The organism is Aeromonas sp. FDAARGOS 1419 (genome assembly GCF_019047045.1).
Classification (GTDB): domain Bacteria; phylum Pseudomonadota; class Gammaproteobacteria; order Enterobacterales; family Aeromonadaceae; genus Aeromonas; species Aeromonas veronii.
The window spans coordinates 3,370,001-3,396,913 of the sequence record NZ_CP077209.1; the positions used below are offsets into that span (position 1 = coordinate 3,370,001).

23 protein-coding genes (1 of these 23 running past the window's edge) are annotated in these 26,913 nt (G+C 59.3%); 15 read left to right on the top strand and 8 right to left on the bottom strand.

Translation table 11 applies throughout. From position 1 onward, the window contains the following. The 3 genes in view from I6L49_RS15300 to pepQ are tightly spaced (at most 36 nt apart) and all read right to left on the bottom strand, a layout consistent with a single transcriptional unit that may run on beyond the window. Positions 1 to 913: the 5' portion of a TrkH family potassium uptake protein gene (locus I6L49_RS15300; protein ID WP_005339482.1), read on the bottom strand. The gene continues 545 nt to the left of window position 1, outside the view; only the first 913 of its 1,458 coding nucleotides appear in the window; the start codon lies at positions 911 to 913; its stop codon lies beyond the left edge, outside the window. A 36-nt stretch (positions 914 to 949) separates the two neighbouring features. Next, a complete protein-coding gene (locus I6L49_RS15305; RefSeq protein WP_204384856.1) occupies positions 950 to 1,567 on the bottom strand; it encodes a YigZ family protein in 618 nt (205 codons plus the stop codon). Next, positions 1,567 to 2,889 carry a Xaa-Pro dipeptidase gene (gene pepQ / locus I6L49_RS15310; RefSeq protein WP_216949860.1) on the bottom strand — a complete coding sequence of 441 codons (1,323 nt, stop codon included), beginning with the start codon at positions 2,887 to 2,889 and terminating at the stop codon, positions 1,567 to 1,569. Before pepQ ends, I6L49_RS15305 begins: the two co-directional genes overlap by 1 nt. Before the next feature lie 191 nt (positions 2,890 to 3,080). On the opposite strand from pepQ, the gene I6L49_RS15315 reads away from it, so the two are divergent. The 6 genes from I6L49_RS15315 to I6L49_RS15340 all read left to right on the top strand — a co-directional run bounded on the left by I6L49_RS15315 (position 3,081) and on the right by I6L49_RS15340 (position 12,241). Beyond that, a complete protein-coding gene (locus I6L49_RS15315) occupies positions 3,081 to 5,018 on the top strand; it encodes an acetoacetate--CoA ligase (protein ID WP_204384854.1) in 1,938 nt (645 codons plus the stop codon). Between the two features lie 204 nt (positions 5,019 to 5,222). Then, the gene (gene fadB / locus I6L49_RS15320; RefSeq protein ID WP_216949861.1) at positions 5,223 to 7,370 is read left to right on the top strand and encodes a fatty acid oxidation complex subunit alpha FadB; all 2,148 of its coding nucleotides are present in this window, start codon (positions 5,223 to 5,225) and stop codon (positions 7,368 to 7,370) included. Beyond that, positions 7,371 to 8,555, top strand: coding sequence for an acetyl-CoA C-acyltransferase FadA (gene fadA, locus I6L49_RS15325; RefSeq protein ID WP_198868326.1), 1,185 nt, complete (start codon positions 7,371 to 7,373; stop codon positions 8,553 to 8,555). Positions 8,556 to 8,833: 278 nt separating this feature from the next. Then, entirely contained in the window at positions 8,834 to 9,556 is a 723-nt protein-coding gene (locus I6L49_RS15330; RefSeq protein WP_005339475.1) for a response regulator, read from the top strand. Continuing rightward, entirely contained in the window at positions 9,553 to 10,998 is a 1,446-nt protein-coding gene (locus I6L49_RS15335) for an ATP-binding protein (protein ID WP_162518398.1), read from the top strand. The genes I6L49_RS15330 and I6L49_RS15335 overlap by 4 nt, the downstream gene beginning before the upstream one ends. Before the next feature lie 4 nt (positions 10,999 to 11,002). Then, positions 11,003 to 12,241 (top strand): ABC transporter substrate-binding protein, encoded by a 1,239-nt coding sequence (locus tag I6L49_RS15340; protein WP_216949862.1) that lies wholly within the window; start codon positions 11,003 to 11,005, stop codon positions 12,239 to 12,241. Positions 12,242 to 12,316: 75 nt separating this feature from the next. On the opposite strand, the gene I6L49_RS15345 is transcribed toward I6L49_RS15340, so the two are convergent. Beyond that, entirely contained in the window at positions 12,317 to 12,508 is a 192-nt protein-coding gene (locus I6L49_RS15345) for a hypothetical protein (RefSeq protein WP_005339471.1), read from the bottom strand. 169 nt (positions 12,509 to 12,677) lie between these two features. On the opposite strand from I6L49_RS15345, the gene tusA reads away from it, so the two are divergent. Both tusA and I6L49_RS15355 read left to right on the top strand, forming a co-directional pair. Then, entirely contained in the window at positions 12,678 to 12,923 is a 246-nt protein-coding gene (gene tusA, locus I6L49_RS15350; protein ID WP_005342448.1) for a sulfurtransferase TusA, read from the top strand. 21 nt (positions 12,924 to 12,944) lie between these two features. Next, on the top strand, positions 12,945 to 13,292 hold the full coding sequence (locus I6L49_RS15355) for a RidA family protein (RefSeq protein ID WP_005355943.1): 348 nt from the start codon (positions 12,945 to 12,947) through the stop codon (positions 13,290 to 13,292). Positions 13,293 to 13,373: 81 nt separating this feature from the next. Here the strand turns inward: I6L49_RS15355 and I6L49_RS15360 are convergent, their stop codons facing one another. Both I6L49_RS15360 and I6L49_RS15365 read right to left on the bottom strand, forming a co-directional pair. Next, positions 13,374 to 14,030, bottom strand: a complete 657-nt coding sequence (locus I6L49_RS15360; protein ID WP_005339468.1) for an OmpA family lipoprotein — start codon at positions 14,028 to 14,030, stop codon at positions 13,374 to 13,376. Positions 14,031 to 14,159: 129 nt separating this feature from the next. After that, the gene (locus I6L49_RS15365; RefSeq protein ID WP_107683489.1) at positions 14,160 to 14,732 is read right to left on the bottom strand and encodes a DNA-3-methyladenine glycosylase I; all 573 of its coding nucleotides are present in this window, start codon (positions 14,730 to 14,732) and stop codon (positions 14,160 to 14,162) included. A 222-nt stretch (positions 14,733 to 14,954) separates the two neighbouring features. On the opposite strand from I6L49_RS15365, the gene glyQ reads away from it, so the two are divergent. From glyQ to I6L49_RS15390, 5 genes are all read left to right on the top strand, one after another. Then, positions 14,955 to 15,878, top strand: coding sequence for a glycine--tRNA ligase subunit alpha (glyQ, locus tag I6L49_RS15370; RefSeq protein WP_005339464.1), 924 nt, complete (start codon positions 14,955 to 14,957; stop codon positions 15,876 to 15,878). 9 nt (positions 15,879 to 15,887) lie between these two features. Beyond that, positions 15,888 to 17,957, top strand: a complete 2,070-nt coding sequence (gene glyS, locus I6L49_RS15375) for a glycine--tRNA ligase subunit beta (protein ID WP_042032766.1) — start codon at positions 15,888 to 15,890, stop codon at positions 17,955 to 17,957. 72 nt (positions 17,958 to 18,029) lie between these two features. Beyond that, the gene (locus tag I6L49_RS15380) at positions 18,030 to 18,806 is read left to right on the top strand and encodes a hypothetical protein (RefSeq protein WP_216949863.1); all 777 of its coding nucleotides are present in this window, start codon (positions 18,030 to 18,032) and stop codon (positions 18,804 to 18,806) included. A gap of 237 nt (positions 18,807 to 19,043) precedes the next feature. Beyond that, positions 19,044 to 19,808 carry an EAL domain-containing protein gene (locus tag I6L49_RS15385; protein WP_216949864.1) on the top strand — a complete coding sequence of 255 codons (765 nt, stop codon included), beginning with the start codon at positions 19,044 to 19,046 and terminating at the stop codon, positions 19,806 to 19,808. Positions 19,809 to 19,921: 113 nt separating this feature from the next. Further along, positions 19,922 to 20,416: a DM13 domain-containing protein gene (locus I6L49_RS15390; RefSeq protein ID WP_216949865.1), complete on the top strand. Its 495-nt coding sequence runs from the start codon at positions 19,922 to 19,924 to the stop codon at positions 20,414 to 20,416. Between the two features lie 74 nt (positions 20,417 to 20,490). Here I6L49_RS15390 and I6L49_RS15395 read toward each other — a convergent pair whose 3' ends face one another. Both I6L49_RS15395 and I6L49_RS15400 read right to left on the bottom strand, forming a co-directional pair. Further along, positions 20,491 to 22,755, bottom strand: coding sequence for a methyl-accepting chemotaxis protein (locus I6L49_RS15395; protein WP_216949866.1), 2,265 nt, complete (start codon positions 22,753 to 22,755; stop codon positions 20,491 to 20,493). Between the two features lie 219 nt (positions 22,756 to 22,974). Continuing rightward, the gene (locus I6L49_RS15400; RefSeq protein WP_127008327.1) at positions 22,975 to 23,679 is read right to left on the bottom strand and encodes a GntR family transcriptional regulator; all 705 of its coding nucleotides are present in this window, start codon (positions 23,677 to 23,679) and stop codon (positions 22,975 to 22,977) included. Between the two features lie 282 nt (positions 23,680 to 23,961). Here I6L49_RS15400 and I6L49_RS15405 point away from each other — a divergent pair, with 282 nt between their 5' ends. Together I6L49_RS15405 and I6L49_RS15410 are read left to right on the top strand one after the other, a co-directional pair. After that, complete coding sequence (locus I6L49_RS15405) at positions 23,962 to 25,551, top strand: alpha-glucoside-specific PTS transporter subunit IIBC (protein WP_216951669.1); 1,590 nt, start codon at positions 23,962 to 23,964, stop codon at positions 25,549 to 25,551. Then, positions 25,548 to 26,873 carry a 6-phospho-alpha-glucosidase gene (locus I6L49_RS15410; RefSeq protein ID WP_216949867.1) on the top strand — a complete coding sequence of 442 codons (1,326 nt, stop codon included), beginning with the start codon at positions 25,548 to 25,550 and terminating at the stop codon, positions 26,871 to 26,873. Before I6L49_RS15405 ends, I6L49_RS15410 begins: the two co-directional genes overlap by 4 nt. The last annotated feature ends 40 nt before the right edge of the window (positions 26,874 to 26,913 follow it).

Sequence of the window (26,913 nt, forward strand, 5' to 3'; positions counted from 1 at the left end):
CTTGCCAGGTGGCGTAGTGTCCGTGGGTCAGCAAGGCGACAAAGCAGATCATCACCAGGGTCGCCTGGATGGCCAGAAACACCTTGAGTTCAGAATCGTAGAGGTAGCGACCGAGCCGCACCGGGCGGTGTGAGAAAACGGTAAAGTGGAGCGCAAAGTTCACGCTGGCCAGCAGCAGGAACACCACGGTAATCAGGTTGATGACCGGACTGTTGAAGAAACCGATGCTGGCATCGTGAGTGGAGAAGCCACCGACCGACAGAGTCGAGAACGAATGGCAGACCGCATCGAACAGCGTCATCCCGGCGAGCCAGTAGGCCAGCGCACAGAGTGCGGTGAGCAGCAGATAGATGAACCAGAGCGCCTTGGCCGTTTCGGCGATGCGCGGCGTCACCTTGGTATCCTTCACCGGCCCCGGGATCTCGGCGCGATAGAGCTGCATGCCCCCGATACCCAGCAGTGGCAGAATGGCCACCGCCAGTACGATGATCCCCATGCCCCCCAGCCACTGCAGCAGCTGGCGATAGAACAGAAACGCCTTGGGCAGATTATCGAGCCCGGTCAGTACCGTTGCGCCAGTGGTGGTCAGGCCGGAAAAAGATTCGAAGAAGGCCTCCGAGACCGACATGTCCGGCACGTCGCTCATGATGAAGGGCACAGCCCCCACACTGCCCAGCACAGTCCAGAACAGCACCACGATGAGGAAACCCTCTTTCGAGCGCATCTCCTTCTTGTGATAGCGATTGGGAAACCAGAGCACCACGCCGAGCAGCAGGGCGATCAGAAAAGAGCTGACGAACTCGGCACCACCACCATCCCGATAGCCAAAGGCCACCAGTGCAGGCAACAGCATGGTCGAGCTGAACAGCGCAACCAGCAGGCCAACAATGCGAATAATGCTCAGAATGTGCATTACAGCTCCCTTTCCCCAATTAAAGAGCGATGGATTCTAGCCATCTAAGGGGCTGAGGGATACCCGCCCATGAGTCCGGTCGGTCAATTCACGGTCCACCTGAGCCCAAACCGAGGACTCCCACGCCACCTGCAAGATGACCTGCTGACCGTAATCGGCCGCCAGCAATTCGCCATTATGGCTGCTGATCAGCGACTCGACCGTCCCCATGTCACCGTAATCGCAGTGAATGAGAGAGGGAGTGCGCGGCACCTTGAGCAGGGTAGGCAGCTGCTTGAGGGCGGCACCGACGCCGCCCCCATAGGCTTTGACCAGTCCACCGGTACCAAGCTGGATGCCGCCGTAGTAACGCACTACCACGGCGCAGATTTCACCGAGCCCCGAGCCCATCAACTGGGCCAGGATCGGCTTGCCTGCGGTACCGGAGGGTTCGCCATCATCACTGAAGCCATAGACCTGACTATCTTGCGGTGCGCCCGCCACAAAGGCCCAGCAGTGATGGCGAGCGGTCGGATGTTGACGCTTGATCTCGTTGACCCACCCCTTGGCCGCCTCGACGGTCGGGGTGTGGGCGATCAGGGTAATGAAGCGGCTCTTCTTGATCTCTTCGCTGATCTCCAATGAAGCGGCCGGAATGGAGTACGCAGCAGCCATCAGAGTCCTGCTTGTCTGGTCATGTTCTCCACCCCGTTGGCGTGCAGCACTATGTTGTCTTCGATGCGGATGCCGCCGAACGGACGCAGCGCCTCCACCTTGTTCCAGTTGACCCGTTTGCCCTGTTCGCCCTGACGCAGCGGCTCCAGCAAACTGTCGATGAAGTAGATGCCCGGCTCGATGGTGAACACCTGACCCACCTCCATCACCCGGGTGCAGCGCAGATAGGGGAACAGCTCGGGCGCCGCCAGGTGGGTGCCGCGCTCATCCTGCATGAAACCACCCGCATCGTGTACCTGCAAACCGAGGAAGTGGCCGAGGCCGTGGGGGAAGAAGACGTTGGTCACCCCGGTGTTGATCATCTCGTCCACCGACATATCCACCAACTCGGTCGCTTGCAGCAGGCGCGCCAGCTTGTGGTGCATCTGCAGGTGCAGCTCGCTGTAGCGGCGACCCGGTTTGATCTCCTTGATGATTTCCTGCTGCTGCTCGTCGAGGGCGGCAATCAGATCAGCAAACTCGCCTCGCCGCCACGCCCAGGTACGGGTGATGTCGGAGGCATAACCGTGAAAATCGACACCGGCATCGATCAGGAAAGAGTGGCGCTCCGCATCGGGCACCCGCACGGCAGACAAATGAGTGTAGTGAAGGATGGCCGCATTACGGTTGATCGCGACGATATTGCCGTAGGGCGCCTCATTGGCCCCCTGCCCGACCGCTTTCATGTAGGCCAGATTGATTTCGAACTCGCTCGCCCCTGCCATAAAAGAGTCCTTGGCCGCGATATGACCACGGACACCGATGCGGTTCGCCTCGCGCAGGCACTCCAGCTCGTAGGGGGTCTTGTAGGCACGGTGATAGTGCAGGTAGTTGAGCACAGCCTCCGGATTGGGCTGGGTCAGACCAAGCAGCTCGGCCACTTCCAGATGACCGCCCAGATAGGCCCACTCCTGCTTGTTGCCCGGCAGATGATCGGCGACTTGTTCCGGTCGGGTCAGGAAGCGGATATCGAAGAACTCGACCCAGAAGGCATTGGGCAGATCCGCTGCTTTGTGCCAGAAATCCACCGGGCGATAGAACAGCAATACCGGTTTGTTCACCCCGTCCACCAGCAGCCAGCAGTGGGGATTGTCCAGCACCGGCAACCAGGCCTTGAAGTGGGGGTTTACCTTGAACGGGTAATCCTGATCATCGAGGAAGATGCGGTGAGTCTGGCCGGAGTGGATGGCCAGTCCGCTGAGCCCCTGTTGTTGCAGAATGTCGCGGGTGCGCTGCTGCAAGATATCGAGGTGCTGGGCAAAAAGTTGGCTGTAGCTGCTCATGGCGTCCTGCTCCGAGGTGAATGTGATTGCAGCATAACATCAAGCGCTTGGCGGCTCGACCCGTCAAGCTGCCGCTTCGTGAGGTAACGCATACGTTACAAACGTGTTTGTTATCAACAGAAAACCAATTATTAACAAATCAAAAACAATTCAATACACTGCCGGTAGATACATGAAGTCAGGGATTACTCATGGACAACCTCTGCCTGTGGCAACCGGATCCGCTCGGGATGCAGCAATCCAACCTCTACCGTTTTATGGCGGAGGTGAACCGTTTCCACGGCTTGCAGTTGCAGAACTACCCGCAGCTTTATCAATGGTCGGTGGAGAAGACCACCCGTTTCTGGCCGCTGGTATGGCAGCACTGCGGCGTCAAGGGCGAGCTCGGCAACATAGTGGCGGAGAACCGTCAGGATATGCAGCGCACCCGCTGGTTCCCCGACAGCAGCCTCAACTTCGCCGAAAACCTGCTGCGCCGTCAGGACGAGAGCCCGGCCATCATCTCCCGTATCGAAGGGAGTCCAAGCCGTACTCTTAGCTGGGGTGAGCTGAGTGATCAGGTTGCCCGGCTGGCTCAGTGGCTGCGTCATCAGGGGATTGGTCGTGGCGATGTGGTCGCCGCCTATCTGCCCAATATTCCGGAAACCGTGGTAGCCATGCTGGCAACCACCAGTCTCGGGGCGATCTGGACCTCCACCAGCCCCGACTTCGGTGAAGCCAGTGTGGTAGAGCGCTTCGGCCAGACCCAGCCGCGGGTGCTGTTTGCGGTGGATGGCTATCGCTACAACGGCAAAGCTATCGATATTCAGGACAAAGTAGTAGGGGTCGTCAGCCAGATCGGCAGCATAGAGCAGACGGTGATGATCCCGCTGCTCGGCAACCCGCTGCAGCTTGGTCACGACTGGCAGCAACTGCTGGCGAGCCAGCCGGACGCCAGCCTCCAGTTCGAACCCATGGCTTTCAACGATCCGCTCTACATCCTCTACTCCTCCGGTACCACCGGCAAACCCAAGTGCATCGTGCACGGCATTGGCGGCACCCTGCTGCAGCACCTGAAAGAGCACCAGCTGCACTGCGACATCAAGCCGGGGGAGCGCATCTTCTACTTCACCACCTGCGGCTGGATGATGTGGAACTGGCTGGTAAGCGCGCTCGCCTCCGGCGCCACTCTGGTGCTCTATGACGGCTCGCCGTTTTACCCGGATGGCAATGTGCTGTGGGATCTGGCCCGCGACGAGCAGGTCAGCTTGTTCGGCACCTCGGCCAAATACCTGGATGCGCTGCACAAGCAGGGTTATGCCCCGATCAAGACCCACGACTTGCCACACCTGCGGCTGATCTGCAGCACCGGCTCTGTGCTGTCGCCGGAGGGATTTGACTACGTCTACCAGCAGATAAAGCAGGATGTGCAGCTCAGCTCCATCTCAGGCGGCACCGACATCTGCTCCTGCTTCGTCATCGGCAACCCGCTCAGCCCTGTCTATCGCGGCGAGAGCCAGGGGCGCGGCCTCGGCCTCGCGGTGCAGGTGTTCAACGAAGCGGGCCAGCCGGTGCAGGGGGAGAAGGGCGAGCTGGTCTGCACCAAGCCGTTCCCGGCCCAGCCCATCTACTTCTGGGGCGACGAGAATGGTGACAAGTACCACGCCGCCTACTTCGAGCGGTTCGACAACATCTGGTGCCACGGCGACTGGATCGAGTTGACCCCGACCGGCGGCATTCTGTTCTACGGCCGCTCTGACGCCACCCTCAACCCGGGCGGCGTGCGTATCGGCACCAGCGAGATCTACCGCTATGTCGAACAGCTGGACGAGGTGGAGGAGAGCATCGTCATCGGCCAGCAGTGGCAGCAAGACGAACGGGTGGTGCTGTTCGTCAAGCTCAAGGTGGGTTGCAAGCTGGATGAGCCGCTGCGCGAGCGGATCCGCCAGCAAATAAAGCAGCACTGCACCGCCCGCCACGTGCCCTCCCGCATCCTGCAGGTGGATGCCATCCCCCGCACCAAGTCCGGCAAGATCGTCGAACTGGCGGTGCGGGAAGTGGTGCACAATCGGCCGGTCAACAACACCCATGCCCTCGCCGATCCCGAGGTGCTTAACCAGTATCGCAACCGGCCTGAACTGGCCAGTTGATAGCAAACTCACATCTATCCGGGGCGCCGCAAGGCGCCTCTCTTTTGCCCGTTTTGTGATGAAGAGCTTTTACTCGAGATCTGTTAAACAAATGTTTTAAATAGGTGTTGAAAATGTCTCCTTTTGGATCAATAGTGAGCCTCGCCCCCTGCTGGGGATTAAGGAGCACCACTCCCCACTGAGTGGGAACAAGGAGACACTCTCATGATCTACCAAGGCGAAACCCTGTCGGTCAGCTACCTCGAAAACGGCATCGCCGAGCTGAGGTTTGATGCCCCGGGTTCAGTCAACAAGCTGGATCGCGCTACCCTGCTCTCCCTGAGCGAAGCGATCGCCGCATTACAACAAGAACGTGAACTAAAAGGTCTGATCCTCACCTCCGGCAAAGACGCCTTTATCGTCGGTGCCGACATTACCGAATTCCTGGAACTGTTCGATCTGCCGCAAGAAGATCTGCTCGGCTGGCTGAAAAAGGCCAACGACATCTTCAACGCCATCGAAGATTTGCCGGTTCCGACCCTCTCCGCCATCAAGGGCCACGCTCTGGGCGGCGGCTGCGAGACCATTCTCTCAACCGACTTCCGTCTGGCTGACACCAGCGCCAAGATTGGCCTGCCCGAGACCAAACTCGGCATAATGCCGGGCTTTGGCGGCACAGTCCGCCTGCCGCGAGTGATCGGCGCCGACAACGCGCTCGAGTGGATCACCACCGGCAAGGATTACCGCGCCGATGACGCCCTCAAGGTGGGCGCCATAGATGCCGTGGTCGCACCCGACGTACTGCAGAGCGCTGCGCTGCAGATGATCAAGGACGCCATCGCGGGCAAGCTGGACTGGCAGAGCCGTCGCGCCGCCAAAAAAGCGCCGCTGCGCCTCTCCAAACTGGAAGCCATGATGAGCTTCACCACCGCCGCTGGCATGGTTGCCGCCGTGGCGGGCAAACACTATCCGGCGCCGATGACCGCGGTGAAAACCGTCGAGGCCGCCGCAGGTATGGGCCGTGACGAAGCTCTGGTGGCCGAGGCGCAAGGCTTCATCAAGCTGGCCAAGACCGATGTCGCCAAGGCGCTGGTCGGCATCTTCCTCAACGATCAGCACATTAAGGCGCTGGCCAAGAAGGCGGCCAAGCAGGCTGCTAAGGCCACTGGCCACGCCGCCGTACTGGGTGCCGGCATCATGGGGGGCGGCATCGCCTACCAGTCTGCCAGCAAGGGCATTCCGGCGGTGATGAAGGATATCAACGAGAAGGCGCTGGCACTTGGCATGGGTGAAGCCACCAAGCTGCTCAACGGCCAGCTCGAAAAGGGCCGCATCGACGGCATCAAGATGGGCCAGGTGCTCTCCGCCATCACCCCGACCCTCAGCTATGACAGCGTCAAAGGTGTGGACGTCGTAGTCGAAGCCGTGGTTGAAAACCCGAAAGTGAAAGCCGCCGTACTGGGCGAAGTAGAAGGGATCATCGGCGAAGACGCCGTGCTCGCCAGCAACACCTCCACCATCCCAATCTCCCTGCTGGCCAAGGGGCTGAAGCGCCCGCAGAACTTCTGCGGTATGCACTTCTTCAACCCGGTGCACCGCATGCCGCTGGTGGAGATCATCCGCGGCGAGCAAACCTCCGATGAAACCATCAACCGCGTGGTGGCCTACGCCGCCGCCATGGGCAAGTCCCCGGTCGTAGTCAACGACTGCCCGGGCTTCTTCGTCAACCGCGTGCTGTTCCCCTACTTCTTCGGCTTCAACAAGCTGGTCGCCGATGGCGCCGACTTCGCCGCCGTCGACAAGGTGATGGAGAAAGAGTTTGGTTGGCCGATGGGCCCCGCCTACCTGCTGGACGTGGTCGGTATCGACACCGGTCACCATGCCGGTGACGTGATGGCGCAAGGCTTCCCGGCACGCATGAGCAAGGAAGGCCGTACCGCCATCGACGTGATGTACGAAGTGAACCGCTTCGGTCAGAAGAACGGCAAGGGCTTCTACGCCTACGAGCAGGACAAGAAGGGCAAGCCGAAGAAGGTGGCCGACGCCACTGCTTACGAGCTGCTGGCCCCCATCGCCAAGCCGAAACAGGATTTCGACAAGGAAGCCATCATCGCTCGCATGATGATCCCGATGATCAACGAGGTGGTGCTCTGTCTGGAAGAGGGCATTGTCGCCACGCCAGCCGAAGCCGACATCGCACTGGTCTACGGTCTGGGCTTCCCTCCCTTCCGCGGCGGCGTGTTCCGCTATCTGGACACCATTGGTCTGGATCGCTACGTGGCCATGGCCGACCAGTATGCCGACTTGGGCCCGCTCTACCGCGTCAGCGACCGCTTACGCGAGATGGCCGCCCAGGGCAAAACCTTCTACTGATTGCGGAAAGGAGATCCATTCATGAAAGACGTAGTCATTGTCGACTGTATCCGGACCCCGATGGGCCGGTCCAAGGGCGGCGCCTTCCGCAACGTGCGTGCAGAAGATCTGTCCGCGCACCTGATGAAATCCATCCTGCTGCGCAACCCCAACCTCGACCCGAACGAGATCGAGGATATCTACTGGGGCTGCGTGCAGCAGACCCTGGAGCAGGGCTTCAACATCGCCCGCAACGCCGCGCTGCTGGCCGGCATTCCGAAGCAGGTAGGGGCGGTTACCGTCAACCGCCTGTGCGGCTCCTCCATGCAGGCACTGCACGACGCCTCCCGCGCCATTCAGGTGGGTGACGGGGATATCTTCATCATCGGCGGCGTCGAGCACATGGGTCACGTACCGATGAGCCACGGCGTCGACTTCCACCCCGGCATGGCCAAGTCGGTGGCGAAAGCCTCCGGCATGATGGGACTGACCGCCGAGATGCTCGGCAAGCTGCACGGCATCAGCCGCCAGCAGCAGGACGAGTTTGCCGCCCGCTCCCATCGCCGCGCTCACGCCGCCACAGTGGAAGGGCGTTTTGCCAAGGAGATCGTCGGGCTGGAAGGCCATGACGCCAGCGGCGCCCGCTTCTTCTACGACTACGACGAGGTGATCCGCCCGGAGACCACGGTCGAAACCCTGAGCCAGCTGCGCCCGGTGTTTGATCCGGTCAACGGCACCGTCACCGCCGGCAGCTCCTCGGCCCTGTCCGATGGTGCCGCCGCCATGCTGGTGATGAGCGCGGATCGCGCCAAGGCCCTCGGCCTCACGCCGCGCGCCAAGGTACGTGCCATGGCCATCGCCGGCTGTGACGCCGCCATCATGGGTTACGGCCCGGTGCCGGCGACCCAGAAGGCGCTCAAACGTGCCGGTCTGACTGTCGGTGATATCGACCTGTTCGAGCTGAACGAGGCGTTTGCCGCCCAGTCTCTGCCTTGCGTGAAGGATCTGGGTCTGCAGGATCTGGTGGACGAGAAGGTCAACCTGAATGGCGGCGCCATTGCGCTGGGTCACCCGCTCGGCTGCTCCGGCGCCCGCATCTCCACCACCCTCATCAATCTGATGGAGGAGAAGGATGCCACCCTGGGGGTTGCCACCATGTGTATCGGTCTGGGCCAGGGCATCGCCACCGTGTTTGAACGGGTGTGATAACCAGCCTGATCGACGGGATGCACTACTGAGAGTTGTCCCTTTTCGGGGCCAGTCTGACTGGCCCCTTTTCAAGTCTGTGACGATCGCCACACGGGGTGCTCGTCAGTGGTCAGAAGCTGTCTGTTGGCCGTCCCGTTTGGGTCGGCCTTTTTTCGTTTTAATCTTATCAATAGGCTGTTATTGCCTTAAACCTCACATTAGATAGGGGGCTTGCTTGCTTTTTACTCCCCCGACAGGTTCAATCTGCACAAAAAAATGGGTGGATGCACATACATATGTCAATGAGCAAACAACTGCTGATCGTCGATGACGACCAAGAGATCCGCGAGCTGCTCAATGAGTACCTGACCCGGGCGGGCTTTCAGGTATTGACGGCGGCGGAGGGCAACGAGATGCGCCAGCAACTCGCCCAGCACAGCCCGGACCTGATTATTCTGGACATCATGATGCCCGGCGAGGACGGTTTTACCCTCTGCCAGCAGATCCGTCGTGACTCCCAGGTGCCCATCATCATGCTGACCGCAGCCTCCGACGAAGCGGATCGGGTGATCGGTCTGGAACTGGGCGCCGACGACTATATCGCCAAGCCGTTCAGCCCCCGCGAACTGCAGGCCCGCATCAAGGCACTGCTGCGCCGCGCCGAATTCCGCCAGCCGGAAAAAGAGAAAGAGCCGAGCCGCCGCCTGCGTTTTGCCGAGTGGACCCTCGACACCCTGAGCCACCAGCTGACCCATGATGATGGCAGCCTGCTGGATCTCTCCGGCAGCGATGCCATGCTGCTCGGCATGTTCCTGCAACAGCCCGGCGTGGTGCTGGATCGCGACACCATCTCGGATGCCACCCGCGGCCGCGAAAGCCTGCCGATGGAACGCGGCATCGACGTACAGATCAGCCGTCTGCGCCAGAAGCTGGGCGACAACGGCAAGAGCCCGCGCATCATCAAGACCATTCGCGGCAGTGGCTACATGCTGATTGCCGAGGTGCACGAGCTGCCATGAGCAACAAGTGGTCCTGGGGGGCGCTGGTGCCCCGCTCCCTGTTGTCACGGATGATCCTGCTGCTGTTGCTGGCCATCCTGCTCTCCCAGACCATTCTGACCGGCATCTGGATGCAGCAGATCCAGAAGCGGGAACTGGAGGGGATGCTCAGCACCACCCGCAACCTCGCCATGTCTGCCGCTTCCACCGTCAACTTCTTCAAATCCCTGCCGCTGCAGTATCGCCATATCGCGCTGGACCAACTGCGCAACATGGGGGGCAGCCGCTTCTTCGTCTCGCTCAACGAAGAGGAGATCCACATCAACGCCATCCCCGACAGCGAACGCAAGACGCAGGTGCTGGAGGAGGTGCAGGGAGTGCTGACCCGCAAGCTCTCCGACGCCATGGCGATCAAGGTGGATTTCTCCCGACCCGACGACCTCCATGTCTTCAATAACGACACCCTGCTGGCGGATCTCCCCTCCTCCTGGGCCCGCTACACCCTGTCGCTGGAGCCGCTCAATCCGCCGGTACTGGTAACCCAGATCGAGATTGAAAAGGGGGAGTGGCTCTATCTGGCGGCCCTGCTGCCCGCCCCCTACATGACCCTCGACGATACCGTGATGCCGAGCAACCAGGTGCGTTTCATCGCCCTGATGACGGTGTTCCTCTGCTTCTTCACCTTTATGCTGGTGCGCTGGCAGACCCGCCCGCTGCGCCGTCTCGCCAAGGCGGCGGTCAATCTGGGCAAGGATATCGACCAGCCTTCGCTCAAAGAGGAAGGGGCGTCGGAAATCGTGGCGGCCACCCGCGCCTTCAACATCATGCAGCACCGCATTCGCCGTTATATCGATGATCGGGAACGGCTGTTCAGCTCCATCTCCCACGATCTCAAGACCCCCATCACCCGACTGCGGCTGCGGGTCGAACTGCTCGACGACGAGGTGCAAATCGCCAAGTTCAACAAGGATCTCGACGAGCTGGAGCTGATGGTGAAAGGAGCGTTGCAGACGGTCAAAGAGACCGACATTCACGAGAATATCGAGGAGATCGACATCAACGCCCTGCTGGAGCAGATGGCGGAGTCGATGAACCTGCACGACGAGCGGCTGATCATCGAAGGCCACTGCAAGTGGCCCTATCGCGGCAAGCTGCTGGCGCTCAAACGCTGCATCGGCAATCTGGTGGACAACGGCATCAAATATGGCCAGCGGGTGCGCATCATCATCATGGATGACGAGGAGATGCTGATCCTCTTTATCATGGATGAGGGCCCCGGCCTGCCGGACGATCAGTTCGAGCGTATCTTCGAACCCTATTACCGGCTCAGCACCGATCAGGCCGGCACCGGCCTCGGCCTTGGCATCGCCCGCAACATTGCCCACGCCCACGGCGGCGATCTGGTGCTGGAAAACCGTCCGCAAGGTGGCCTGCAGGCCACGCTCTCCCTACCAAGGCAGTAACCTTATGAAGTGGTTGTCTTTTTCTGTCATCGCCCTGCTCTCTGCTCCCGTTGCCGCCTCCCAGGTGGAAGTGCTGCACTGGTGGACGTCCGGCGGCGAAGCGAAAGCGGTCGAAGTGCTCAAATCCGAGTGGACCAAACAGGGCAACCAGTGGAACGACTTTGCAGTGCAGGGAGGCGGCGGCAAGAGTGCCATGACGGTATTGAAGAGCCGGGCACTGGCGGCCAACCCGCCAGAAGCGGCCCACCTCAAGGGTTACGAGCTCAAGGAGTGGGCCGGGCTCGGCTTCCTGCGCGATCTCAGCCCGATGGCCGAACACCTCGGCTGGTACAGTCAGATGCCGCCCATGGTGCGGGCCACCCTCAGCCAGAACGGTGCCCTGATGGCAGTGCCCACCGGCATCCACCGGGTCAACTGGCTGTGGCTCAACCGCAAGATCTTCGAGCGCAACAAGCTGACTCCGCCCACCGACTGGGCCCAGTTTGTCACCGTCGCAGACCAGCTTAAAAAACGGGGCATCACCCCACTCGCCATCGGCAACGAGCCCTGGCAACTGGCGGTACTGTTTGAAACGGTGGCACTCGGTGAGGGCGGAAAAGAATTCTATCGCAAGGCGTTCCTCGAGCAGGACAGCGCCACCCTGACCGGCCCCGACATGGTGCGGGTGCTGACCCGCTTCCAGCAGCTGCGCGCCTACGTGCCGCAAAAATACGCCGGTCTGAAGTGGCATCAGGCCACCAATCTGCTGGAGAGCGGTGGCGCCGCCATGCAGCTGATGGGGGACTGGGTGAAGGGTGAACTGAGTGCCGGCAACTACCGGCCGGGTGAGGATATCGCCTGTCTGCCAAGCCCGGGCAGCGCCGGACTGTTCAGCTACAACCTCGACTCTATCGCCATGTTCAAACAGCGGGATCCGGCCCAGTTGCAGGCGCAGGGGGATCTGGCCCAGCTACTGATGACGCCGAAATTCCAGGAAGAGTTCAATCGGGTGAAGGGGTCTATTCCGGCGCTGACCAACCCCGACATGAGCAAGTTCGACCGCTGCGCCGTCCGCTCCTATCAGGATTTCCTGCTGGCGGAAAAGCAGGACAACCTGCTGCCCAGCATGGCGGAAGGGATGGCGACGCCGACCAATATGCGGCAGGCGATCCTCGATGTGCTGAGCAACTTCTTCAACGACCCCAAGGCCAACCCGGAGCAGACGGCGCTGCATCTGGAGCGGGCGATGCGCTCGACCCGCTGATCCGGGCACATTGCCAAACGGCAGAAATGACAAAGGCGGAATTGCTCCGCCTTTGTTGTTGAATCGTCATCCGATTCAGGATTGATCGTTCTCGTCCTCATCCTCGTCATAGTAATCGCTGAGCTCGATCCAGAGCCCCAACCCGACCATCACCATGGAGCCGAACCAGGTACCGGTATTCCCGATCGGGCTGCCCATCACTATCATGGCGAAGGACAAGAACCCCATGCCTGCATAGGCTTGTAATCTGCCGTAGGAGACCTGCATATTCACCTCCTTGTTGAATATGGTTCAATTTTTATATTACTCGTCCGGCGCAAGCTGGATAGGGCCGAATAACATTTCGGTTACATATGCTGGTTGATGGGGCGTTTGTTTGATTATTTTTTAGCCCTGAGTATCATTGGCAGCCGAATAGGTTGAAGGTTGATAATAGATGAGTGATTTATTCTGCGACGCAACCCACGAGTTGGACGCAATCGGGCTTCGTTGCCCGGAACCCGTTATGATGGTTCGCAAAAAAGTGCGGCTGATGGCGGATGGCGAGACCCTGCTGGTCAGTGCCGACGATCCCTCAACCACCCGCGACATCCCCAGTTTCTGCCGCTTTATGGATCACACCTTGGTCGCCAGCGAGACAGAGCAGGCCCCCTACCGCTATCTGATCCGCAAGGGTCAATAAGCCCACGCACCGGAGCACTCCATGACAACCATTACCCGAATTGGCACCACCCAGCGTTGGTCTGACGTGGTCATCCACAATGGCACCCTCTATGTGGTGGAAGTGCCCGTCAGCGAAGAGGCCGACATCCACCAGCAGACCCGCGAAGTGCTGGCGAGCCTGCAACGCCTGCTGGAAGCCAACGGCTCCGGCGTCGACAAGATCCTGATGGCCAATATCTATCTTAAAGACATTCAGGACATCGCTGCCTTCAACGAGCAGTGGGATGCCTGGATCCCGGCTGGCACCGCGCCGGTTCGCGCCTGTGTACAAGCCCGCCTCGCCCACGAAGGCTACAAGGTCGAAGTACAGCTGACTGCAGCTGTCTAAGCCTTTCCCGGCTTGAGCTTGAGATAGCAAAAGGCCCCGCCATCACTGGCGGGGCCTTTTCGTTACCGAAACCTGAACGACTTAGGCGGTCGGGGTCAGGGTAATGGTCACGCGGCGGTTCTGGGCTTTGCCAGCGGCGGTGCTGTTGGTAGCAACCGGCTGATCCGGGCCCACGCCGGTGGTGGAGATGCGGCTACCTGCTACGCCCTGACCAATCAGCTGGGCGGCAACGGCATCGGCACGATCGCGGGAGAGCTTCATGTTCAGATCGCGGGAACCTGTGCTGTCGGTGTGACCGACCACGTTCAGGCGGGTCTTGTCGAACTCGGCAACCACCATGGCCACGCCGGAGAGGGTGTTGGCACCGGCCGCTTTCAGCTGGGAGCTGGAGCTATCGAAGGTGACGTTGTTCGGCATGTTGAGGATCAGCTCATTGCCATTGCGGGTCACGCTGACGCCAGTGCCTTGCAGCTTCTCGCGCAGCTTGGCTTCCTGCACGTCCATGTAGTAGCCGATACCGCCACCCAGCGCCGCGCCAGCAGCAACGCCGGTCAGGATGCCCTTCTTGCGGTCACCCTTGCTGGAGGAGAGCGCACCTACAGCCGCACCGGCAGCGGCGCCAGCCAGCGCGCCCCAGGCACCTTTAGAGGTCTGGGATTCACCTGTGTAGGGGTTGGTGGTACAGCCGCTCAGGGCAACGGTCAGTGCCAGAGCAGGCACCAGGATCTTGGCTCGCATGAAAAAACCTCTGTGAAAACAATCCGGCACCATGCCGGGGGCCGGATTGTAACGCGCTGGCACGCCATTGTCTGACGCAAGCCTGAACAGATGGCGAGAGTGGTGTTTTTTTGGCCAATCGGCGGGCTGTCAGCGCGGTAACTGACACTCGGCATGGCAAGGACAGCTGACCAGATGATCGTTCACCATTCCCACCGCCTGCATAAAGGCGTAACAGATGGTGCTGCCGACGAAGTTGAAGCCGAGCTTCTTGAGCGCTTTCGACATGGCATCCGACTCCGGTGAGGTCGCCGGAATATCGCCGTTACCCTGCCGCTGGTTGACGATGGGGGCACCGCCAACAAAGCCCCACAGGTAGTCGGCGAAGTCGATCCCCTGCTCCTGCAACGCCAGATAAGCGCGGGCATTTCTGATGATCGACTGCACCTTGAGCCGGTTGCGGATAATGCCGGTGTCCTGCATCAACCGCTCCACATCCTGCTCGTCGAAGCGGGCAATCTGCACCGGATCAAAGTCGGCATAGGCGCGGTAGTAGCTCTCGGTGCGCTTGAGGATGGTGATCCACGACAGCCCCGCCTGCTGGCCGTCGAGGCAAAGCTTGGCAAACAGCTCGCGGGCGTCATAGACCGGCCTGCCCCACTGTTTGTCATGGTATTCAATGTATTCCGGGTCCTTGGTCACCCAGGCGCAGCGCAGTTCCATTTCCTCTCCCTCGTTATTTCAGCGGTTTGCCCAACCCTGCCCACTCTGCAGGCGGCACTGCTCACATCATATACCGGACATCCCGCCCGACCAGCCACAGCGCAGCACCATCCCGCGAATCCGCTGCAATTTCGCCTATTATCCGACCATGCCAGACGGTATACTCCCTCGGTTCACATTCAGCAAATCTTGCTCTGATTTTCACTTCGCGCGAAAAAAATTATGCAAAAATTCGATGTCAAAACCTTTCAGGGCCTGATCCTGCAGCTGCAGGACTATTGGTCCCGCCAGGGCTGTACCATCATTCAGCCGCTGGATATGGAAGTGGGTGCCGGTACTTCCCACCCCATGACCTGTCTGCGTGCCCTGGGCCCGGAGCCCATCGCCTGCGCTTACGTGCAACCGTCCCGCCGTCCGACTGACGGCCGCTACGGTGAAAACCCGAACCGCCTGCAGCACTACTACCAGTTCCAGGTGATCATCAAGCCTTCCCCCGACAACATTCAGGAACTCTATCTGGGCTCCCTGAAAGAGCTGGGCATGGATCCTGAAATCCATGACATCCGCTTCGTGGAAGACAACTGGGAAAACCCGACTCTGGGTGCCTGGGGTCTGGGTTGGGAAGTGTGGCTGAACGGCATGGAAGTGACCCAGTTCACCTACTTCCAGCAGGTTGGCGGCCTCGAGTGCAAGCCGGTCACCGGCGAGATCACCTACGGTCTCGAGCGTCTGGCCATGTACATTCAGGGCGTGGACAGCGTCTACGATCTGGTCTGGTCTGACGGCCCGCTGGGCAAGACCACCTACGGCGACGTGTTCCACCAGAACGAAGTGGAGCAATCCACCTACAACTTCGAACACGCCGATGTGGAGTTCCTGTTCCACTGCTTCGAGCAGTACGAGAAGGAAGCCCAGAATCTGCTGGCACTGGAAAAACCGCTGCCGCTGCCTGCCTACGAGCGCATCCTCAAAGCCGCTCACTCCTTCAACCTGCTGGATGCCCGCAAGGCCATCTCGGTCACCGAGCGTCAGCGCTACATCCTGCGCATTCGCACCCTGACCAAGGCCGTGGCAGAGGCATACTACGCCTCCCGCGAAGCGCTGGGCTTCCCTATGTGTCAGCGCAGTGAGAACAAGCAAGGTTAAGGAACGGACATGGCACAACATACATTTCTGGTAGAGATCGGTACTGCTGAGCTGCCGCCCAAAGCCCTGCGCTCCCTGGCCGAAGCCTTTGCCGACAACTTCAAAGCCGAACTGACCAAGGCCGATCTGGCCTTTGGCGACGTCGAGTGGTTTGCCTCACCGCGCCGTCTGGCCCTCAAGGTGAGCGAGCTGGCTGGCGAACAGCCGAGCAAGAGCGTCGAGAAGCGCGGCCCGGCCGTAGCGCAGGCGTTCGATGCCGAAGGCAAGCCGACCAAGGCTGCCGAAGGCTGGGCCCGTGGCAACGGCATCACCGTTGAGCAGGCCGAGCGTCTGGTCACCGACAAGGGCGAGTGGCTGGTTCACACCGCCAAGGTCGAAGGCCGTCCGGCCGTCGATCTGCTGGGTGAACTGGTCGCCTCTGCGCTGGCCAAGCTGCCGATCCCGAAGATGATGCGCTGGGGCGACAAGACCATCCAGTTCGTGCGTCCGGTCTTCACCGTGACCCTGCTGCTGGATGGCGAGCTGGTCCCCGCTCACATTCTGGGTATCGACTCTGCCCGCACCCTTCGCGGCCACCGCTTTATGGGCGAGAGCGAGTTCACCATCGACAACGCCAGCCAGTACCCGCAGATCCTGCAGGAGCGCGGCATGGTGATTGCCGACTTCATGGCGCGCAAGGCCAAGATCAAGGCTGACGTCGAAGCGGCAGCTGCCGCTTTCGGTGGCGTGGCCGATCTGGACGACGCCCTGCTGGAAGAAGTGACCGCACTGGTCGAGTGGCCTGTGGTGCTGACCGCCAACTTCGAAGAGAAGTTCCTGGCCGTTCCGGCTGAGGCGCTGGTGCACACCATGAAGGGTGACCAGAAGTACTTCCCGGTCTACGACAAGAACGGCAAGCTGCTGCCGAAGTTCATCTTCGTCACCAACATCGAGTCCAAAGACCCGAGCCAGATCATCAGCGGCAACGAGAAGGTGGTTCGCCCCCGCCTCTCTGACGCCGAGTTCTTCTTCAAGACCGACCTCAAACAGACTCTGGCCTCCCGCCTGCCGCGCCTTGAAACCGTGCTGTTCCAGCAACAGCTGGGTACCGTCAAGGCCAAGGTCGAGCGCATCGAGACCGTTGCCGGCTTTATCGCCGAGCGTATCGGCGCCGACGTGGCTCAGGCCAAGCGTGCCGGTCTGCTCTCCAAGTGTGACCTGATGACCAACATGGTCGGCGAGTTCACCGACACCCAGGGTGTCATGGGGATGCACTACGCCCGTCACGATGGCGAAGACGAAGCAGTGGCTGTGGCCCTCAACGAGCAGTACATGCCGCGCTTTGCCGGTGATGCCCTGCCGTCCGGTCTGGTTGCCTGCGCCGTTGCGCTGGCCGACAAGTTCGACACCCTGGCCGGTATCTTCGGCATCGGCATGCTGCCCAAGGGTGACAAGGACCCGTTCGCCCTGCGTCGCGCCGCCATCGGCGCCCTGCGCATCATGACCGAGAAGCAGCTGGATCTGGATCTGGTTGAACTGGTTGAAGAAGCGGTACGCGTCTACGGCGACAAGCTGACCAACAAAACCGTCGTCACCGACGTGGTCGACTTTATGCTGGGCCGCTTCCGTGCCGCCTATCAGGACGAAGGCATCGGTGCCGACGTGGTGCTGGCCGTACTGGCCCGCCGCCCGACCCGTCCGCTCGACTTCGATCGTCGCGTCAAGGCCGTCAGCCACTTCCGCACGCTGGATGCCGCACTGGCACTGGCTGCCGCCAACAAGCGCGTGAGCAACATTCTGGCCAAGGTCGAAGGCGAACTGCCGACTGCCGTCAAACCGGAACTGCTGGTCGATGCCGCCGAGAAGGCGCTGGCCACCCAGGTTGCCGAACTGCAAGCCGAACTGGCCCCGCTGTTCGCCGCCGGTGACTATCAGGCTGCCCTCACCCGTCTGGCCGCCCTGCGCGAGCCGGTCGACACCTTCTTCAACGAGGTGATGGTGATGGCCGACGACGAGGCCCTCAAGGCCAACCGTCTGGCACTGCTGAACAACCTGCGCAACCTGTTCCTGCAAGTCGCGGATATCTCCCTGTTGCAGTGATTTTGGTTGAGTGAGTGATATAAAAACGGCGCCGTGAGGCGCCTTTTTATTAAATATACTATTGGGGGTCTCGTGACAAAAAATGCTACTAAAATGGAATCACATTGCAAACAATGTAAATCCGATATTCCATCAGGTGCTCGAATATGCTCAATATGTAATTCTTATCAAGATTGGAGGAGCTTAATACCATTCTCAAATACCGCTCTTGCCCTTCTCACCGCTCTTATTTCTGTTATTGGCATTGCAGCTCCTGCTGTCTATAAAATAATTCATAAGCCTACATCTGAGGCAACATTAACAATGCCATCATTCGATGGAGCAACACTAAGAGTAGTTGCAATGAATCATGGTGATGCCCCTGCATCGCTAATAAAAGCATGGGTTGATAGTGAATACTTAGCTGCAGCGACAAAAGTGAGACTTAGGAATGATTCTGATGCCATACTACATCCCGGAAGTCAGTTATTAACCTTCGATATAATTCCACTTTTAGATGAAGATGACTCTTATCGGAGCTCTTTGGAAATGCTCACATACGTCAATAAAAACCAACCAGCACCTCGGACTGAAATTCGTTTCCATTTACTCCAGTCAGATGGGAGATTTTCCGTTCAGGCTATATCTCTTGATGCCGGTCAGTTATTTTATCTACTACGCGAAAATGCTGACCGCTGTTCAGCAATTACAGAAATAAACTTTGAAAACGGATGTATTGGAAGAGGAACCCCACCAGAAGAACGTTTTCCAAGAAAATCAGATACGATACCAAAAGGATTAGCTGACGAACTCGAAATGCGCATTAATAGACAACAAGAAGCAGCGGCAAAGAATAAATATAATCATTAGCCAGTAGGTTCGATTAGCCATCAGGCGTAATCGGACATTCGCGTAAATCGATTCTCCCGCCATAACCGCCAGCCAAATTTCCCCCTCCGGCTGGCCGCCCCTGCGTCACGGCAACAACCGTAATCAAAGCCTCTCGTTCGTCCGATTACGCTGCGCTAATCGAACCTACAGGGGGGAGATGAGCTGTTATCATTTGAGACAGTGCCCAGCGCCGCCACGCCCAATCAGAGGAACGTCATGGATATACCTGCCGCCCCGTCCCCTGCCATCTGTCAGTTGTGTCAGGAGAAAGCCGATCTCGACTTCGACTTCACCATGGCCTTCCAGCCCATCGTCGATTGCAGCCAGCGCGCCATATTCGGCTATGAGGCGCTGGTGCGGGGGATCAACAACGAGCCGGCGCAGAGCGTGATTGCCCGGGTCAACGACGGCAACCGCTACCGTTTCGATCAGCTGTGCCGGATCAAGGCCATCGCGCTGGCCGCCCGGCTCGAGATGCGGGGCATGCTGAGCATCAACTTTCTGCCCAATGCGGTCTATCGCCCGGAGCGCTGCATTCGCACCACCCTGCAGGCGGCCCGCGAGCACCTCTTCCCCATCGAGCAGATCATGTTCGAGCTGACCGAGGTGGAGCAGGTGCAGGATAGCCAGCATCTTCGCGGCATCGTCGATCACTATCAGGCGCTCGGCTTCAAAACGGCGATCGATGACTTTGGCGCAGGTTACTCGGGCCTCAACCTGCTGGCCGATTTTCACCCCAACATCGTCAAGCTCGATATGCACCTGCTGCGCGGCATCGACCATGACCCGACCCGGCAAGCCATAGTGCGCCACTGTCTGGCACTGTTTGCGGAGCTGAAGATCACCCCGCTGGCGGAGGGGATCGAGACCCGCGAAGAGATGGCCTGCCTGCGGGAGATGGGCATCAGCCTGATGCAGGGCTATCTGTTTGCCCGCCCCGGCTTTGAAAGCCTGCCCCAGGTGGATTTCGCCAGCCTGTAAGCCATATCAACCGCGGCTGTGCAAACATCCGGCTCCATTGCGCTGGATGACAAGCGGTTTAGCCAGCACCACTGCTATGATGCTGGCACCTGTTCATCAACGACCGAGATATCATGAGACGCAAAACCATGGCCCTGCTGCTGGGCACCCATCTGCTGGTCGCGGCGGCAGGCTTTGCCGCCGGTGTCTACACCCTGCCGATCCTGATCGCGCCACCCGCCCCTGATACCGAGCAGGTAGCGGCCAGCCAGCAGCAGGCGAGATTCCACGGCACCTTTCGCCGGGATCTGCAAGACAGCGATCGGCTGCACTGGGGGGAAGGCAAGGTGAGCATAGGGCCGGATGCCGTCAGCCTGATGGGCAAGTTGGCCCCCGGGCCGGACTACCAGCTCTACCTCTCCCCCGAGTTTGTCGAGACCGAAGCCGATTTTGCCCGCCTCAAGGATCAGATGGTGCGAGTCGGGCCGGTGAAGACCTTCGACAATTTTATCGTGCCGCTGCCCGCCACGATCGATCCGGCCCGCTACAGCAGCGTGATAGTCTGGTGTGAAACCTTCGGCCAGTTCATCACCGCCGCCCGTTATCAGGAGCTGCGTCCGGAGCAGTAACCTCGCCCCTGACCCGCACCATGAAAAAGGGCTGACATCGCTGTCAGCCCTTTTGCTATCCGATCCGCTCGTCATTAACGCTCCGGCTTGGTCATCTCCCGCAGCAGCTGATCGATGCAGCCCACTACCTGCTCTGAGTTCTGCTCGATCTCGCGGTAGAGCGCCTCCGCCTCTTCATGCTTGTGCTGGTTTTTCAGCTCGATAATCTGCTGGATCACCTGATGCAATCTGGCATGGGGGGCGGCGATCGCCCTGAAGGCGGGTTGATCACCACAGCATGCCTGCCCTTCGCTGAAGTACCAGTGGCCAAGGCGGCACTCCTTGTCACTGACCGCCTCGCTGCGCGACAGCCCCTCCTGCCCATCCAGATAGGCGCGCACCCGGGTCTTCCAGCCCATATGAGCGGCGCGGGCGCGACTCAGCACCATCCGCACGTTGGAACCATCCTGAAACTGCCCGGCCAGATCCCCCAGCTTGTCCACCAGGGTCGCCACATGGCTGGCGATATGGGCGGTATCCCGCGCCACCAGCGTGGTGGCCTGGGAGATCTCGTGGACGCTGACGATATTGCGGGTGATCTCGTCGCTCACCGAGGATTGCTCCTCCGAAGCGGCGGCGATCTGGGTGTTCATGTCGCGAATGCTGTTAACCGCCCCCTTGATCCGGCCGAGGGCTTCTCCCGCCTGATTGGCCCGCTCCACCGACTCCCCCGCCCGCGAAACGCTGTGTTCGATCATGGTCACCGTGGTGCCCACCGCCCGTTGCAACTGCTCGATGGTGCCGCGGATCTCGGCGGTGGAGTGCTGGGTGCGCCCGGCCAGCGAGCGCACCTCGTCGGCCACCACCGCAAAACCGCGCCCCTGTTCACCGGCCCGGGCCGCCTCGATAGCAGCGTTGAGGGCCAGCAGATTGGTCTGCTCGGCGATGGACTGGATCACCGCCAGCACAGAGCCAATCTGCTCGCTGGCCTTGGCGACCTCTTTCACCGTGTTGCCCGCGCTGGCGATCTCCTCCGCCAGCTGTTCGATCATGTTGACGCTCTGCTGCACCACCTCATCACCGGTAACCGCCTGGTTGTCCGCTTCGTTGGCCGCTTCGGCCGCCTGTGCCGTGTTGTTGGCTACCTCGTGTACCGTGCTGGTCATCTCGGTCATGGCGGTGGCGAGCTGGGTGGTCTGCTCCTGCTGGCGCGTCATGCTGCCAAGGTTGCCTGCCGCACTGCGCGACAGCCGCTCACTCTCGCCAGCCAGTTCGCCCAGAGTGGCGGTGAGCTGGCTGATGGTGTCGCGGATCTTGGCAACAAAGCCATTGAACGCCGACCCGAGGCGGCGGATCTCCTCCGGCCCCGCCACCGGCAGCTTGCTGCCGAGATCGCCGGAGCCATTGGCCAGCGCCTCCAGCGCCTTGACGCTGTCGAGCAGTGGTCGATTGATGCGATTGAGTGCAAACGCCATCACCATGGCAATCACCAGAACCCCTACCAGAGAGATGATCGCCATCTGCCAGCCCTGACGCGCCAGATCGGCCGCGACCAGACTGTGATCCCGGGTCAATTCGATGATACCGACCGCCTTGCCGGAGTAATCGCGCAGGGGGGCCGCCATCACCAGCAAATCACTCCCCTGCTGCGTCATATTGACGAAGCGTTCCTCACCGGCCAGTACCGGCTGATACCACTCCATCGCCTCACCAAGCCGGGATGTGCCAACCAGCGTCACCAGTTTGCCCTGCTCAAACAGATAGATGGCGAGCTGCACCTGCTTGTCCAGCAGTTGGCCAAACAGCTTTTCATCCAGAGCACGACCAAACTCCACCGAACCGACCGGCTGCCCGTTGAAGGTGACCGGCACGACCCCGCGCAAACCGGTACCAGCCACGCCAATCTCCAGTCCGCCAACGGCATGATGCTCGCGATTCACCTCAACCACAGTGGGGCGAATGGCAGAGAGGTCATCACCGTGTTTTTCAGGCTTGTGTACCCGATAGAGGGAAGTGGCTGGCGGCAGGTGGAACTGGAACTGCTCGACCCCCTGCGCCTTGAGGGCGGGCCAGAGCGGATCAAACAGATTGGCGAGGGCCTGCCAATCCTTGTCGGCCACCGCCCTGGCTGCATCCGGCCGCTGGGCGATCAGGGTCGCCGCCAGCACGGTTTCATGGCTGGTGTTTTTGATCACCGCTTCCACGTTCTGGAGCTGGCTCCGCAGTGCAGCCTGCTCGGCCGCGAGCGCCCGCTGGCGATTTTCAAACAGATTAAAGGTAAGCAGCACCACGGCGAGCAATACGATGCCGCCGATTGCCAGCAGCGTGATCTGGTGACCCAGCTTGCGAGGGGGGAACATAAGACACCATCCTTGACAGTCATACCCAACCTACAGGATGGAACGGTTAAGTCGGGAGTCCATCAGAACTTAATCCTTTGTTGATATTGATCAAACGATTAACAGGCAAAATGCGAGGTGGGTCAAACGGGGGGAATATCCACCAGATAGAGGGCCATTCCCTACTTCGTGAGAGACCCTGCATCCAGCCAATAACCAACCCGCAGGCTGGCGAGCGGATTAACGAAAACGGTGCAGATGGTAGTCGACATGGTAGTCGTTACCATTGCGGAACATGATGGAGTAGTTGAGGAACTCTCCGCTCTCGCTGTATGAGAGCGAGGTGAGCCGCAGGATAGGTGCCCCCTGCTCGATATGGAGCAGATCGGCAGTAACCCGATCCGCCAGCACGGCACTGAAGCACTCATAGTTACCCGCAATCGCGATGCCGCACTCCCGTTCGATGTAGTCGAATTTGGACCCTTCCAGATGGGCGACCGACAGATTGCGAAACAGTCTGACCGGCATATAGCTCTCTTCCAGCAGCAGAGCCCGACCATCCACCGAGCGGATCCGGCTGGAGTAATAGACGGGCTCATTCACCTTCACCCTCAGCTGACTGGCGATGGCCGGTGGCGCAGGCATGGTGCGAAATTCCAACACCTGGCTGGTCAACGTGCGCCCCTGCTCGCGCATCAGTTCGGTAAACCCGCTCAGCCCTTTGGTCTCATGCTGGACATCCTTTTTCGTCACATAGGTGCCGCTGCCGTGGCGCCGCTCGACCAATCCCCACTCGATCAACATGTCTACCGCTTTGCGAATGGTCATGCGGGAGACACCATACTGTTCTGCCAGCGCTTTTTCGCCCGGCAACACATCTCCCACCCGGCACTCGGCACCGTTTACCCTGATCCTGAGTCGATCTGCCACCGATTTATAGATCACTGCTAGACATCTCCTGTGGTCACAACGCCAACCATCTTATTCTCAATGAAGTGGCTAAATTGCTTAAAAACAATAACTTAACTTTCAACTAAAGCTGCAAGAACATCACAAAACCAAGAGGTACAACAATATCGCAAAAGTTAGACATCTTTGTCTAAATAACTGCATGCGTCAGATCACATTATTCCAAGATATTTCATGAGGTCTCTTTTTATCGTTGCTAATTTGCATCTGGCAACACCGGCAAGGATTCGATTAGCTATTTCAACCAAGGGACAATATATGCTCAGTCAAATTCAACGTTTTGGCGGAGCAATGTTCACTCCTGTACTGCTTTTTCCTTTTGCAGGTATGGTAGTAGGCATTGCAATTATGCTGAAAAACCCGATGTTTGTCGGTGAATCACTGGCAAACCCACAAGGATTATTCTTCCAGATCATCCATATTATTGAAGAGGGTGGCTGGACAGTATTCAGGAATATGCCGCTGATATTTGCCATTGGCCTGCCAATCGGTCTGGCAAATAAGGCTCAAGCCAGAGCCTGTCTGGCTGTATTGGTCAGTTTCATGACCTGGAACTATTTTATCAACGCCATGGGAATGACCTGGGGCAGTTATTTCGGGGTCGACTTCAGTCAGGATGTGGGGGGTGAAAGTGGCCTCGCCATGGTGGCGGGGATCAAGACCCTGGATACCAGCATCATAGGGGCCATCGTCATCTCCGGTATCGTGACGGCACTGCACAACCGTCTGTTTAATCGCCAACTGCCGGTCTTTCTCGGCATCTTTCAGGGCAGCTCTTTTGTCACCATTGTCGCCTTCTTCGTGATGATCCCCTGCGCCTGGCTGACCCTGATCGGCTGGCCAAAAGTCCAGATGGGCATCGCCTCCCTGCAGAATTTCATGCTGGTCTCGGGTCCGGTCGGGGTATGGGTATACACCTTCCTAGAGCGGATTTTGATCCCGACCGGCCTGCATCACTTTATCTACGGCCCCTTCATCTTCGGTCCAGCGGCAGTAGAGGGGGGCATTCAGCTCTATTGGGCACAGCACATGCTGGAGTTCAGCCAGAGCACTCGCCCGCTGATTGAACAGTTCCCTCAGGGTGGCTTTGCCCTGCACGGCAACTCGAAGATTTTCGGTGCCATGGGGATTGCTCTGGCCATCTATGCCACGGCAGCCAAAGAGAACAAGGCCAAGGTGGCAGGCCTGCTGATCCCGGCCACCCTGACCGCCATTCTGGTCGGTATCACCGAGCCGCTGGAGTTCACCTTCCTCTTCATCTCGCCGCTGCTGTTTGCCATCCACGCCCTGCTGGCAGCCACCATGTCGACTGTGATGTACCTGTTTGGTGTGGTCGGCAACATGGGTGGAGGTCTGCTCGACCAGTTCCTGCCGCAGAACTGGATACCCATGTTCCACAATCATGCGGGAATGATGTTCACCCAGATCGCTATCGGATTGGTCTTTACCGGCATCTGGTTCCTGATATTCCGCGCGCTGATTATCAGGCTCAATCTTAAAACACCGGGCCGGGAAGACAGTGAAATAAAGCTTTATTCCAAGTCAGATTATCAGGCAGCCAAAAGCCAGCGTGGCAGTGATAGTGCAACACAAATTATCGAAGCGCTTGGTGGAGTCAAAAATATACGCAGTCTGAATAACTGCGCCACCCGCTTAAGAATATCGTTGGTTAACAGCAAACTGGCAGCAGCAGATGAGGAGTTTATTAAATTGGGTGCCCATGGGGTCGTCCGCCATGGCGATAGTATCCAGGTAATTATCGGTCTGCATGTACCTCAGGTACGTGAAAATATGGAATCGATTATGAACAACAGTCATCAACAATCGTCTTTAGTAATGGAGTCATGATCATGAAAAAATTCTCTGTAGTCATTGCCGGTGGTGGCAGCACTTTTACTCCTGGTATCGTTCTGATGTTGCTGGAAAATCAACATCGCTTCCCGCTCAAGGAGATCAAATTCTACGACAACGATGGTGCCCGTCAGGAGATCATCGCCGAAGCCTGCAAAATCTTGCTGAAAGAGAAGGCTCCCGAGATCGCCTTCAGCTATGGCACCGACCCCAAAGCAGCGTTTAGCGATGTAGATTTCGTCATGGCCCATATCCGGGTTGGCAAATATCCGATGCGTGAGCTGGACGAGAAGATCCCGCTGCGTCATGGCGTGGTCGGTCAGGAGACCTGCGGCCCGGGCGGTATCGCCTATGGCATGCGCTCCATCGGCGGAGTGCTGGAGCTGGTCGACTATATGGAGCAGTACTCACCCAATGCCTGGATGCTCAACTACTCCAACCCGGCCGCCATCGTCGCCGAAGCGACCCGTCGCCTGCGTCCCAACGCCAAAATCCTCAACATCTGCGACATGCCGATCGGGATCGAGGGGCGCATGGCCCAGATTGCCGGTCTCAAATCCCGCAAAGAGATGCGGGTACGCTATTACGGCCTCAACCACTTTGGCTGGTGGACCCGCATCGAAGATCTGGAAGGCAACGACCTGATGCCTAAGATCAAGGAGCACGTCGCCCGCCACGGCTATGTGCCCAATAGCACCAGCCATGCCGAAGCAAGCTGGAACGATACCTTCGCCAAGGCAAAGGATGTGTGGGCGCTCGACCCGGATACCCTGCCTAACACCTATCTGAAGTACTACCTCTACCCGGACTATGTGGTGGCCCACTCCAACCCGGAACACACTCGCGCCAACGAAGTAATGGAGCACCGCGAGAAGCAGGTCTTTACCGCTTGCACCGAGATCGTCAAGGCAGGCAACTCAGCAGCTGGCGAGCTGGAGATCGATGAACACGCCTCCTATATCGTTGACCTGGCAACCGCCATCGCCTTCAACACACAGGAGCGGATGCTGCTGATCGTTCCCAATCGCGGCGCCATCCCCAACTTTGACCCGGAGGCCATGGTCGAGATCCCCTGCCTGGTCGGCAGCAGCGGGCCAGAGCCGTTGCAGGTGGGCAGCATTCCGCTGTTCCAGCAGGGCATGATGGGCCAGCAGGTCGCGGTCGAGAAACTGGTGGTCGAAGCCTGGGTCGAGCACTCTTACCAGAAGCTGTGGCAAGCCATCACGCTCTCCAAAACAGTACCTAGCGCCTCGGTGGCCAAGTCCATTCTCGATGACTTGATTGAGGCCAACAAAGCCTACTGGCCGGAACTGAAATAACCCGCCCATAAACAAAAACCCCCTCGTGACAGAGGGGGTT